This window comes from Metabacillus herbersteinensis, assembly GCF_042433335.1.
Taxonomy (GTDB): domain Bacteria; phylum Bacillota; class Bacilli; order Bacillales; family Bacillaceae; genus Metabacillus; species Metabacillus herbersteinensis.
This window is the reverse complement of sequence record NZ_JBHLVO010000019.1, coordinates 24,899-37,267: the sequence shown is the minus strand read 5'-3', so window position 1 is coordinate 37,267 and position 12,369 is coordinate 24,899. Positions and strand designations below refer to the sequence as shown.

At 35.7% G+C, this 12,369-nt stretch carries 12 protein-coding genes; 7 read left to right on the top strand and 5 right to left on the bottom strand.

The genetic code is table 11. The annotated features are described in order from the left end of the window. Positions 1-291: 291 nt before the first annotated feature. From ACFFIX_RS18275 to ACFFIX_RS18255, 5 genes are all read right to left on the bottom strand, one after another. Complete coding sequence (locus tag ACFFIX_RS18275) at positions 292-1,056, bottom strand: DeoR/GlpR family DNA-binding transcription regulator (RefSeq protein ID WP_378936534.1); 765 nt, start codon at positions 1,054-1,056, stop codon at positions 292-294. Between the two features lie 289 nt (positions 1,057-1,345). Continuing rightward, on the bottom strand, positions 1,346-2,326 hold the full coding sequence (locus tag ACFFIX_RS18270) for a siderophore ABC transporter substrate-binding protein (protein ID WP_378936532.1): 981 nt from the start codon (positions 2,324-2,326) through the stop codon (positions 1,346-1,348). Between the two features lie 22 nt (positions 2,327-2,348). Then, entirely contained in the window at positions 2,349-3,107 is a 759-nt protein-coding gene (locus ACFFIX_RS18265) for an iron ABC transporter ATP-binding protein (RefSeq protein WP_378936530.1), read from the bottom strand. Beyond that, on the bottom strand, positions 3,101-4,051 hold the full coding sequence (locus ACFFIX_RS18260) for an iron chelate uptake ABC transporter family permease subunit (RefSeq protein ID WP_378936528.1): 951 nt from the start codon (positions 4,049-4,051) through the stop codon (positions 3,101-3,103). Before ACFFIX_RS18260 ends, ACFFIX_RS18265 begins: the two co-directional genes overlap by 7 nt. Next, on the bottom strand, positions 4,044-4,994 hold the full coding sequence (locus ACFFIX_RS18255; RefSeq protein ID WP_378936526.1) for an ABC transporter permease: 951 nt from the start codon (positions 4,992-4,994) through the stop codon (positions 4,044-4,046). The genes ACFFIX_RS18260 and ACFFIX_RS18255 overlap by 8 nt, the downstream gene beginning before the upstream one ends. 97 nt (positions 4,995-5,091) lie before the next feature. Between ACFFIX_RS18255 and ACFFIX_RS18250 the strand changes: the two genes are divergently transcribed. From ACFFIX_RS18250 to ACFFIX_RS18220, 7 genes are all read left to right on the top strand, one after another. After that, the gene (locus ACFFIX_RS18250; protein ID WP_378936524.1) at positions 5,092-5,403 is read left to right on the top strand and encodes a hypothetical protein; all 312 of its coding nucleotides are present in this window, start codon (positions 5,092-5,094) and stop codon (positions 5,401-5,403) included. 22 nt (positions 5,404-5,425) lie between these two features. After that, positions 5,426-5,779, top strand: a complete 354-nt coding sequence (locus ACFFIX_RS18245) for a nucleoside/nucleotide kinase family protein (RefSeq protein WP_378936523.1) — start codon at positions 5,426-5,428, stop codon at positions 5,777-5,779. A gap of 486 nt (positions 5,780-6,265) precedes the next feature. After that, entirely contained in the window at positions 6,266-7,741 is a 1,476-nt protein-coding gene (gene xylB, locus ACFFIX_RS18240; RefSeq protein ID WP_378936521.1) for a xylulokinase, read from the top strand. A gap of 19 nt (positions 7,742-7,760) precedes the next feature. Continuing rightward, positions 7,761-8,780 (top strand): LacI family DNA-binding transcriptional regulator, encoded by a 1,020-nt coding sequence (locus ACFFIX_RS18235; protein WP_378936519.1) that lies wholly within the window; start codon positions 7,761-7,763, stop codon positions 8,778-8,780. 47 nt (positions 8,781-8,827) lie between these two features. Further along, positions 8,828-10,339, top strand: coding sequence for a sugar ABC transporter ATP-binding protein (locus tag ACFFIX_RS18230; protein ID WP_378936517.1), 1,512 nt, complete (start codon positions 8,828-8,830; stop codon positions 10,337-10,339). A 1-nt stretch (position 10,340) separates the two neighbouring features. After that, complete coding sequence (locus ACFFIX_RS18225) at positions 10,341-11,318, top strand: ABC transporter permease (RefSeq protein ID WP_378936515.1); 978 nt, start codon at positions 10,341-10,343, stop codon at positions 11,316-11,318. 61 nt (positions 11,319-11,379) lie between these two features. Next, complete coding sequence (locus tag ACFFIX_RS18220) at positions 11,380-12,351, top strand: substrate-binding domain-containing protein (protein WP_378936513.1); 972 nt, start codon at positions 11,380-11,382, stop codon at positions 12,349-12,351. Positions 12,352-12,369: the final 18 nt, after the last annotated feature.

Sequence of the window (12,369 nt, the reverse complement as noted above, 5' to 3'; positions counted from 1 at the left end):
GCTTGTGAAACTTCCATCAGTGGTTTTTTGATGGTTAGATGAACTTATCAGGTTCTGAGCCAGTTCGAACGTAGAGAGCTACGGGATTTAAAAACGTGGCTTTTCACTTTTTTCTCGAATATTTATTCTACTGATATGACTTAATTAGATTATAATTCCATTTTACCAAGACTTTGTGGATTTTGTGTAAATTAATTCTGAAAAAAACTATAAATTCAACTAAATACAACAAAATGAACATTTACGCACAAAAAAAGCCACAACCCGATTATGGTGTGTGACCCCATTTGATTATTCGTCTATAATACTAATACCATTTGTATTATATTTCTTTTTTACAGTTAAATCGAGTCGTGAGTCTGTAATGATCCCTTTCACATCCACAAAATCACAAACCTTTAACAACGACTTTCCATCAAATTTGCTGCTGTCTGCCACTACATAGCATTTGCTAGCCATTAATAAGAGTTTTTTCTTCAACTGTACTTCTCCAACGCCATAATCTGTTAAACCAGCTGTAAGTGAGATCCCACTCATACTTAAAAACAGTGTATCGATGTGAAATTGTGAAACGAAACTTTCAGCAAGCTCACCTACTACGCATAGCTCCTGATTTCTTAACATACCGCCAACAAGGATAATGGTGAAATGAGGCTTTTCCGCTAACTCAAGCGCGATTGGAAGGGAATTAGTCAGTATGGTTAATCTCTCGAACTTCTGCTTAATGACCTTTGCTAACTCTGTATTTGTTGTACTCACATCTAAAGCAATGGATTGTCCCTCTTTTATGTAGCTTGAGGCAATAGTTGCAATTTCCTGTTTTTCTGCCTTATTTAATAATTCACGACTTAGAAAGGTTTGTTCTGTTTCATTGCTCTTATTAAAAACTGCTCCACCGTGTACTCTCTTTAAAAGCCCCTGGCCTTCAAGGGACTCTAAATCTCTTCTAATAGTCTCTAAAGATACTTTAAATAAATCGACTAGCTTTGAAGCCTTTACCGAATTTTCTTTCTTTAATAGTTCAATGATTTGTTGTTGCCTTTGTTGAGCAAACATCTATACAATCCCACTCTCTCCCCTTATTAAAACCACACATATACATGGAAACACAATACAAATAGTGTATCATACAGGAAGATGTATTTGGTAATGTGAAGATGGCTAATCATTGACCATTTGCTTCGGTCTATTCAACTAAAAAACATCTATCCCAATTCCCATCGTTCACTCTTGAAAAGAATAAAACCTACACCTCGAAAACGAAATATACATTTAGTTCATAGTTCAACATTAAAAACAAAACACCCCGTCTTCCTAGAACACGAAGACAGGGTGTTTATTTTTACTATTCCAAACTTCCTTCAACTTCCTTCACCATTTCAGAAACTGAAACAACTCCACCACCTGATAAATACCAGTAGTTTGCGTCAAGATAGATGATATTGTCGTCTTTAAATGCTTTTGTTTGTTTCACTAATTCATTTTCAACCACTTGCTTTGCAGAGGAATCTCCGCCTTCAACGACAGCGCCGCGATCCACAACAAATAGGTAGTCTGGATCTTTTTCAACGATGTATTCAAATGAAATGCTTTGTCCGTGTGTGGATGCTTCAATCTTTTCATCAACAGGAGTAAAGCCGAATTCGTCGTGAAGGATTCCGAATCTAGATCCTGCACCATATGCACTCATTTTGCCTTCGTTTGCTAAAATGATCAGTGCATTTTTACCTGAAGCAGTAGCTGTTTCGTTTAAAGCTTTTATTGATTCTTCTACTTTAACAAGTTCCTCTTCCACTTCAGCTTCTTTACCAAAGATTTCACCTAAAGTGTTCGCGTTTTTCTTGAAGGAGTCCATGTAATTGGCCGTATCTACTCCTAAGAAGATCGTTGGTCCGATTTTTGATAACTCTTCATAGGCGTCAGCCTGTCTACCTGAAATAATGATTAAATCTGGTTCCATTTCATTGATCTTTTCAAAGTCAGGCTCTTTTAATCCACCAGCATTTTCATACTTTGACTCTTCATATTTTGATAGATAGGAAGGAATATTTGCTTGTGGGACACCCGCTACTTCTACACCTAATTTATCTAAAGTGTCGAGTGTACCGAAGTCAAAGACGACAACTGTTTCAGGATTTTTCGTAACAGTCGTTTCTCCTAAGTCATGCGTAACTGTGATTTCTTCAGGATCTGCAGTTGTTTCTGCTGCTGCAGTTTCAGTTGTAGCTTTTTCAGTGCCACTTTCTGTTGAATTATCTGAGCCACAAGCTACTGCAAAAACGGCTAGTAATACGGTTAATAGTAGTAAAGATAATGTTTTCTTCAATCTAATCACCTCATATGTTTTTTTAACAAAAATATATCCCAATTTTGTTTCCATTAATGTTTTCAATCATAATGTCCATATCATAGATTTCCTTTAGAACGGAGGAATCAATGATTTCATGGGTTTCACCTTCTTTCACGATTCGTCCATCCTTCAGAGCCACGATATAATCGGAGTAGCAGGATGCAAAATTGATATCATGGATGACGATAATCACTGTTTTTCCAAGCTCATCGACCATTCTTCTTAATACCTTCATGATTTGAACGGAATGCTTCATATCTAGGTTGTTAAGTGGTTCATCTAAAAGAATATAATCTGTGTTTTGAGCAATAACCATGGCGATGTAAGCCCGTTGATTTTGTCCACCACTTAGTTGGTCAAGGTATTTGTCCTCCATTTCCTCTAATTCCATATACTTTATTGCTTCGTTCACATATTTCCAATCCTCATTGGTGAGTTTTCCTTGAGAATAGGGAAAGCGTCCGAAGCTAACTAAATCCTTAACTGTAAGCCGAATATTGACTGAATTTGATTGCTTTAAAATAGAGATTTTTTTAGCGAGATCATTACTTTTTGTCTTGCTAACCTCTTTGCCATCGATTAATATTTCGCCACTATCTTTTGTAATAAGACGACTAATCATTGAAAGAAGCGTGCTTTTACCTGCTCCATTTGCTCCGATAAATGACGTAATTGTCCCTTTCTTAATCGTTAGAGAAACGGAGTCAACCACGTTTTTTTGTCCATATTTTTTTGAAACATTTCGAACTTCTACCATGATTTATTCTCCCTTAAAAGAAGATAGATAAAGTAAATGCCACCGATGAAATTGATAATGACACTAACTGTGGTGGAGAAGGTGAAGAGTCTTTCGACGATAAACTGTCCGCCTACTAATGCGATAATGCTGATCAGGATTGAACCTGTAAGTAAGTATTTGTGTTGATGGGTTTTTAAAAATTCGTGTGCGACATTTGCGACAAGTAATCCTAAGAACGTAATCGGTCCAACTAGAGCTGTAGCGATTGATACTAAGATTGCGATAATAATTAATAATCGTTTGACAACATAGTCATAATCAATCCCTAAATTAATCGCTTGATCTCTTCCAAGTGAGAGAGCATCTAAATACTTAATGAATCGTAGGAAGTAAATCGTAAGTAACACAACAGCTATTATTGCGATCATAAGAAGATCTGTGTTGACATTATTAAAGCTAGCAAACATGCGATCTTGTAAAATTTGAAACTCATTTGGATCAATCAATACTTGCATAAAAGACGATAAACTTCCAAATAGCGTTCCCATGATGATTCCTATTAATAGAAGGAAGTAAATATTTTGGCCTTCTTTTTTGAAGAGAAGCTGGTAGAGCACACCAGAAAATAAAACCATCAATCCAACAGACAATGCAAAGTTCACATTTTTATCTAGCATCGTTTGATTAGTAGATCCTAAGAAAAAAATAATCACAGTCTGAATTAACATGTACAGCGAATCTAATCCTAAAATGCTGGGTGTTAGGATGCGGTTGTTCGTGATTGTCTGAAAGATCATCGTTGAAAAAGCGATACATGCACCTGTTACCACGATCGCGAGTACCTTTAGGCTCCGTCTAGGTAGCACATAATCCCAATTTTTCCCGACATCGTAAAATAAAAAGATTGCAACGAGTATGAGTGAAACGATAGTGAGAATTCCAATCTTTGCTTTACTATTCATGAGCCTTTCTCCTAATAAGTAAGTAGATAAAAATCCCACTTCCTATAACACCAACCATTAGACCGATTGAAATTTCATATGGGTAAATAATGACGCGGCCAAGGATGTCACAGAATAGAACGAATACGGCTCCTAATAAAGCTGTATGTGGGAGACTTTTCTTTAGATTGTCTCCATGGTAAATACTGACGATGTTTGGAATAATAAGTCCTAGAAACGGAATCATGCCGACAGTAAGGATCACAACAGAGGTGACCAGAGCGACAATGACTAACCCTATATTCACAACCTGCTTATAGTTCAAACCCAAATTGGTTGAAAACTCCTCACCCATTCCTGCTACAGTAAACTTATTTGCAAACAGATAGGCAATTAAAACAACTGGAATACTTATGTAAATGAGTTCGTACTGACCTTTTATAATCATTGAAAAATCTCCTTGTAACCAAGAGGACAAATTTTGAATTAGGTCATTTTTATAAGCGAAAAAGGTTGTAATCGATCCAATGATGTTTCCAAACATTAATCCAACTAGTGGAATAAAGATGGAATCTTTAAATTTAATTCGTTCGAGAATTTTCATAAAGATAAAGGTTCCAAGTAAAGCGAAAAGAAAAGAAATGAGCATTTTCTCCAAAGGACTAGCAGAGGTGAAAATCATCAAAGATACTAAGATTCCTAGTCTCGCAGAGTCCATTGTCCCAGCGGTCGTGGGCGAGACGAACTTGTTTCTAGTTAATTGCTGCATGATCAAGCCACAAATACTCATGCTTACACCTGCAACAATAATACTCACTAAACGGGGAAGTCTACTTACCATAAGAATGTGAAGCTGCTCGGAACTTAACGAAAAGATGTCAAAAGGAGTGATGTCCTTTACACCAATAAACACCGAGCTAAGTGATAAAATGACGAGCGCGATAAACAGGTATCTTTTTTTCATAGCGTTTCCTCGGTGTCGTAGTTATTTAATTAATAATGAGATTCATTATCATCTATTTACATAATACTGCAGTTGATAATCTTTATCAATGTTTAATTTGAATAATTTGTATTATTATCCAAAGAGGTTTGTCAGCGTAATAAGTGAGCTTTCCTTAGAAGGTGTAACCGCACAAAAAAAAGAACGCTTTTCCTTAAGCGATAACGCTGGAGAAAAAGTTTTCATAGGTGCTAAAAGAATGGTCGGTAAAGCGTACAAAAACAATCAAAACAAAAAACGTCAAGAAGAGTTTCAGTCAAGTAGAGATGGCGCAAGTCGGAAGTCTTTTTTTAATGGTGCAGCAGTCTCAGGTGAACGATCTGAACACCGAAAAGCAGTTGGAGAAAATACACCTCAAAGGATTGGGTAGACAATGGAGCTAATTATAACGAGTGGAACTTAGTTCCTCACGCTATAGAGATTTAGAAGTGTTACTTACTGAACATCTCAACTACATTGTGCTGGACTTTCTGTTTGCTTATAAGCATTCTAAATTTAGTAAATTCATTAACTTTGCTGTATTTATTGATACCCCAATGGACATTGTATTGGCACGTCGAGTAACTAGAGATTTTAAGAATAGCTCTGTTGAAAATATCTTGTATGATATGAAGAATTACATATTTCAAGGAAGACGAGGGTATCTTGAGATGCTAAAAACTATTAAACCGAATTCTGACATCATTGATGTTGGAACATTACCAGTATCAGAAATTGTAAGTATAATATCCGAGAATGTAGGATAAATTGGAGAATTTTAAGTCTACATGGCTAGCGTACATAGTGGAAACGTTATTGTCACAATGGGTGCGTTTGTGAAGTAATTGAAGTCTAATTTCTCGTCTACATCATTGGAAATTAGACTTTTTATATTTGTATATTCTTAAAATTGTAAGTGTTAATTTCATGACGCTACCTCCTTATCGTACTTTTCTAAAAAAAAGGATCATAACCTAAAGTTTTGATCCTTTCTTTTAGAAACAAGAAGCTAGAGGGGAAAAGGAGCTAGAGGAATACTGGATGTAGGACAGGTTGAAAAGAAGAACGATCTTTACTAGAATGTTATAAAAATAACTCTTTCAAAAGAACTCCACGGGGAAAAGTAGTATTTTTACATTATGTAATCAAATACTAAGTAAACTTTTTTTGAAATTCTATTGACAATATTCAGAAATTATAATTAAATAAAGATACCTTAACTTAAACGTTTAAGTTGGCGAGGAGGGATAAGTGTGTTTCTAGGTATTGATATAGGATCAGGTGGCACAAAAGTCATATTACTCAATAAAGAAGGAAAAATGATAGGGTCAGCTGAAGTTTCTTATTCATTCGATGTTCCGAAGGAAGGTTGGACTGAGCATGATCCCGAAGAATGGTGGATTGCGACAACAAAGGCTCTAAAAACACTATTTATAAATAATGATTCGTCTAATATAGAAGCAATTGGAGTCACTGGTCAAATGCATAGTAGTGTTTTACTAGATTTGAATGGCCAGATTATACGAAAAGCTATCCTATGGAATGATCAAAGAACTGAATTAGAATGTAAGGAAGTTTTAAATCAAATTGGTGAAGAGAGATTTCGTTCTTTTACTATGAATACACTTTTTCCGGGTTTTACAATTCCTAAAATTATCTGGTTGAAAAAAAATGAACCAGAAAATTACAAAAAAATTACTACGATTTTTATGCCTAAAGATTTTATTAATTATAAATTAACAGGTGTTATTGCAACCGATGTTACAGATGCAAGTGGTACAGGAATCTTTGATGTTTATAATCGAAAGTGGAATAAGAATCTCATCGATGGACTTGGGCTTGAACCTGAATGGTTTCCACCAGTCTATGAGAGCATAGAGGTTATTGGAAAACTAGAAAGCTCTGTTGCAGATACATTAGGGTTAAAGGAGGGGATTCCTGTCGTAGCTGGGGCTGCAGATAATGCCGCGGCAGCGATTGGAAACGGCGTTTTTAATGAAAATAAAGGGCTAATTAGTGTTGGTACTTCAGGAGTGGTATTGGTGCCAATCAATAACAGGCCTGCTAAAGAATTATTGACAAAAACAAATTCTTCCTTACATATATTCTGTCATGCTTTACCGAATACATGGTATGCAATGGGGGTTACGTTAACCGCTGGAGAGTCGTTAAAGTGGTTCCGGGAAGCTTTTGAATTAGAGGAATCCTACGAAAACTTAATTTTAAATGCTAAAGATGTGGAAGTGGGTTCAAATGGACTAATCTTCACACCTTACTTATCTGGAGAACGTACACCACATAATGATTCGACGGCAAGAGGCAGTTTTAACGGAATGAATTTGACCCATCGTAAAGGTCATTTTGTACGTGCTATTTTGGAAGGGGTTTCATATAGCTTAAAAGACTGTCATGATCTAATAAAAAATATCGCTCATCCTGAATCATTTGTGATTACGGGAGGTGCGATAAAAAGTGAATATTGGAGTCATATATTATCAGATGTACTAGGGGTTATGCTGAAAAAATCTACTCAATTTGAAGGACCTGCCATCGGAGCAGCGATTTTAGCTGGTATGGGCATTCGTCACTGGAAAGCACCTGATGAAGTAACAAATGGAGTAGAAGAAGTCATCATAAATCCTAACACAGAGCATTACTTTTTATATAAAAATATCTTTAAAAAGTATCAGGATTTATATGAAAGGCTATCTCAAAATAATGTAACCTGATAGTAAAGGGAGATAGAAAATGATACAAAAAAAGCGGCCAACGTTATATGACGTAGCAAAAGAGGCTAATGTTTCAATTGCAACGGTCTCTAATGTTTTAAATAATAAAGCTGAAGCAAGTGAAGAAACAGTTAAAAGGGTTAATCAAGTTATCAAACAAATTGGGTATTCAAGAAATGAATCAGCTAGAAGTTTAAAAAGAGGCGAAAGTAAGCTAATTGGGTTAATAGTACCCGACAATAACCCTTTCTTTACAGAAATTTTAGACGGGATTCAGCATGAATGTGAATATTATGATTGGCAGGTTGTAGTAGCGACCTCTGAAGAAAGTGAAAAAAGGCAAAATCAGTTAATAGACTTATTATTAGCTCAACAAGTAAGCGGTATAATTCTTGCACCCGTATCGGATACTCTTAGTTATCCGAAAATTTCCAAAAAAACACCTATCGTTTTAATTGACCGTGAAGTAGAGAATGTTACGTTACCCGTAATAAAAGCTGATAATGTTGACGGATGTTACAAAGCAACCAAGACATTGTTGAGAAATGGTCATAAAAGAATTGGGCTTATCTTAGCTTCACCAGGAATTAGTACTACGGTACAAAGGAGACATGGGTATGTAGAAGCTTTAAATAGTCAAAACATACAAATAGATGAAGATTTAATTCAATTTGGCGGGAACTATACAGGGACGAAGGCACAAATCGATGGCGGCTATCAGGCTGTTATGAATATGATGAAGTTGACTTCTCCACCGACAGCTATATTTGCCACCAATCACTTGTTAATGATTGGTGCTCTAAAAGCTTTAAATGAGCTAAAGCTTAACATACCAAAGGATATGAGTTTTATTGGTTTTGACGACCATCCTTGGCAAGAAATTAGTACACCAAAATTTACGATTGTCTCTCAGCCCGCTTTTGAAATGGGGAAACAGGCAATACATGCTTTACACAAGTACAAATCAAGCAATGAGACTATCAAAACTTCATTGCCTCTACAGTTAATTATTCGCGAATCATGCGGAACAGAAAAATAGTGTTCCGTAAATTTTTCTTAACTTAAACGTTTAAGGAGGTTCTGAAAATGAATGATCAACAAGTGTTAGTTGAAATGAAAGGGATTTCAAAATATTTCAATGGGATCAAGGCACTCAGTAACGTAAATCTAAAAATTCGTAAAGGAACCGTTCATGCACTAATGGGGGAAAATGGAGCAGGGAAATCTACAGCAATGAAGATTTTATCCGGGATCTATAAACCAACTGAAGGGAAAGTATTGTTGGAAGGGAAAGAAATTTTTCTGGATAACCCAAAAGCTGCTTTAGACAATGGGATTGCCATGATTCATCAGGAGCTAAGTCCAATTTTTGAAATGACAGTAGCTGAAAATATATTTTTAGGAAGAGAACCTGTATATCCTAAGCTTCATCTAGTAAACTATTCGAAAATGTATAAAGATACGAAAGAGATGTTTGAAAGCCTTAATTTATCTATCAATCCTAAAAAGAAAATGAAAGAATTAAGTGTTTCTGAGATTCAAATGGTCGAAATTGTGAAAGCGATTTCCTATAATTCCAAAGTAATCATTATGGATGAACCTACTTCTTCATTAGCGGATAAAGAAGTTGAACAACTTTTTAGCATTATTAGACGTTTGAAAAAAGAAGGTAAAGGAATTATTTATATTTCGCATAAAATGGATGAAATTTTTCAAATTTCTGATGATATTACTGTTTTTCGAGATGGGGAATATATCTCTACCAATATAGCAAAAGAACTTAATAATGAAACATTAATTAAGCGGATGGTTGGAAGAGAACTAACAGATGTTTTTCCTGAGAGAAGGCAGACAATTACAGATCAAGTAGCTCTTAGTGTAGAAGGAATTTCCGCTAAGGGGCACTTTGAAAATGTTAGTTTTCAACTGAAAAAAGGAGAAATTTTAGGGTTGACTGGTTTAATGGGAGCGGGTCGAACAGAAATTGCCAAAGCAATATTTGGCATGATTCCTATCGAAAGTGGAACCATCAAACTTAATAATGAAGAAATAAAAATTAAAGAACCTAAAGATGCGATAAAACATGGAATTGCCTTTGTAACAGAAGACAGGAAAGAAGAAGGATTAGTACTGCCCATGTCTGTTAAACAAAATATTACCATCTCATCACTAAAGAAAGTCACATCAGGACCAATGATGAAAGTGAATTTAGAAGTCCAAGTAGTCGACGATTTGATTAAGAAACTCAAAATTAAGACACATAGCAGAAACCAACTTGTCGAAACTTTAAGTGGAGGAAACCAGCAGAAGATTGTTCTTGCTAAATGGCTGTTAACGGATCCACAGGTATTAATTTTAGATGAACCAACAAGGGGTATTGATATCGGAGCCAAGACAGAGATTTATAAGTTAATGGATGATCTTACGAAGGAGGGATACTCCATTATTATGATTTCATCGGAAATGCCTGAAGTATTAGGAATGAGTGATAGAATCATTGTTCTAAGTGAAGGGAAAGTAACAGGTGTACTGAATCCAAAAGAAGCTACGCAAGAAAAAATATTAAGATTGGCTACAGCCAATAAGATGGAGGTTTAATATGAATAGCCATGTGTCTACAGAAAACACACAATTAATAAAAAAAGGAAATCCAAAGTTTGGCCATCTACTATCAGAATACGGTATCTTACTTGCTTTAGGCATCTTGGTAATTATTATAACAATTTTAAGTCCTAACTTTTTAACGACATCTAATATGTTGAATCTCTTTAAGCAGGTATCGATTAACGCTGTTCTAGCTATTGGAATGACCTTCGTTGTTTTAACTAAAGGAATTGATCTATCTGTCGGCTCAATCTTAGCCTTTTCTGGAATTGTTACAGCATCTTTAGTTACGGGTAGCGATGCAAATATATTTCTTGGAATAGCTGCCGGTTTGGGAACTGGACTAGTTCTTGGTGCAGTTAATGGTCTTGTTGTTTCGAAATGGAAGGTAGCACCTTTTATTGCCACGCTAGGAGTCATGTCCATCGCTAGAGGACTTACCTATATCTACAGTAACGGGCAGCCAATTTCTGGATTATCAGATGCGTTTTTAATTATTGGAACAGGGGGATTTTTAGGTATACCTATTTCGGTTTGGATTGTTGTAATTGTTTTTGCAATTTGCAGTATTTTACTCTATCGTTCAAAATTCGGTCGACATATTTATGCGGTTGGCGGAAATGAAAACGCTGCAAAAACGTCTGGACTTAATGTTGATCGAACGTTAATGTCTGTATATTGTATAAGCGGATTACTCGCGGGTCTTGCTGGTATCTTGCTAACCTCACGTGTTTCTTCTGGATTACCACAGGCCGGAATGTCTTATGAGTTGGATGCGATTGCAGCAGTAGTTATTGGAGGAACAAGCTTAGCAGGAGGACGAGGGCGCTTATGGGGGACGTTAGTAGGAGCTCTCATTATTGGTGTTTTAAATAATGGATTGGACTTATTAGCTGTTTCTTCTTACTGGCAGCAAGTAATTAAAGGATCAATTATTATCATAGCTGTTTTAGTAGATCGTAAGAGAGGTTAAATATCATAAGAGAAGGCATAACCTTTTTTTATAAAAATTAATTGACAAAGGGGAATTTACAATGAAAAAAATTAAAGGTTCACTATTAATGCTCGTTTTATTAATTGCAATCGCAATTGTGTCAGCATGCAGTTCAAATCTTGAAGCAAGTTCAGATAATGGAGATAGCGAACAAAAGAAAGATAATGATTCTATTAAAATTGGATTTCAAGTTTATGGACTACGTGGAGAATTTGCAACGAATTTAACAGAGGCGATGAAAGCACATGCGGAAGAATTAGGGGTAGAACTTGTTGTAATGGATGGGAATTATGATGTTAGCACAGCTATTTCTCAATTAAAAAACTTAGAAAGTCAGCAAGTAGATGCAATTATTGTTAACCCAATTGATGAAGAAGCGTTAAATCCAACCGTTGATGAAATTATTGATGCAGGTATACCGGTATTAGGAGTTAATGCATTCTTGACATCTGAAAAATTAACTTCTTATATTGGTTCTCCGGATGTGGTAGCAGGTGAAACAGAAGCACAGCAAATTGTGGATGCATTAGGTGGAAAAGGAAATATTATATTATTAGAAGGGCCAATTGGACAAACAGGTCAAACAAAAAGACGTGAAGGAATCGACAATATTCTTGAAAAGAATAAAGAGATTAAATTAATTGCAGAACAAACAGCAAACTGGTCAAGAGCGGAAGCGATGACGATTATGGAAAACTGGATTCAAACGCACGGTGATGAAATAGATGCAGTTATTGCGCAAAATGATGAAATGGCTATCGGAGCAATTAATGCGCTACGAGCTCAAGGTAGGACTGATGTCCCTGTAGTAGGTGTTGATGGAGTAAACGATGCTCTTCAAGCAGTAAAGAAAGGCGAAATGGTTGCAACAGTCTATCAAAATGCAATTGAACAAGGGAAAACAGTTATAGATATGGCAGTAAAAGCAGCCAAAGGGGAAACAATTGAGAAACAATATGAAATTCCTTTTGAGCTTGTAACTAAAGAAAATGTTGATGGATATTTAAAATAATAGAATCATTTAGGTTTA

What these genes read in the sequence shown, in the direction of transcription:
- ACFFIX_RS18275 (WP_378936534.1), bottom strand. Translation starts at nt 1,056, where the DNA reads ATGTTTGCTCAACAAAGGCAACAACAAATCATTGAACTATTAAAGAAA.
- ACFFIX_RS18265 (WP_378936530.1), bottom strand. Translation starts at nt 3,107, where the DNA reads ATGGTAGAAGTTCGAAATGTTTCAAAAAAATATGGACAAAAAAACGTG.
- ACFFIX_RS18260 (WP_378936528.1), bottom strand. Translation starts at nt 4,051, where the DNA reads ATGAATAGTAAAGCAAAGATTGGAATTCTCACTATCGTTTCACTCATA.
- ACFFIX_RS18255 (WP_378936526.1), bottom strand. Translation starts at nt 4,994, where the DNA reads ATGAAAAAAAGATACCTGTTTATCGCGCTCGTCATTTTATCACTTAGC.
- ACFFIX_RS18235 (WP_378936519.1), top strand. Translation starts at nt 7,761, where the DNA reads ATGATACAAAAAAAGCGGCCAACGTTATATGACGTAGCAAAAGAGGCT.
- ACFFIX_RS18230 (WP_378936517.1), top strand. Translation starts at nt 8,828, where the DNA reads ATGAATGATCAACAAGTGTTAGTTGAAATGAAAGGGATTTCAAAATAT.
- ACFFIX_RS18225 (WP_378936515.1), top strand. Translation starts at nt 10,341, where the DNA reads ATGAATAGCCATGTGTCTACAGAAAACACACAATTAATAAAAAAAGGA.
- ACFFIX_RS18220 (WP_378936513.1), top strand. Translation starts at nt 11,380, where the DNA reads ATGAAAAAAATTAAAGGTTCACTATTAATGCTCGTTTTATTAATTGCA.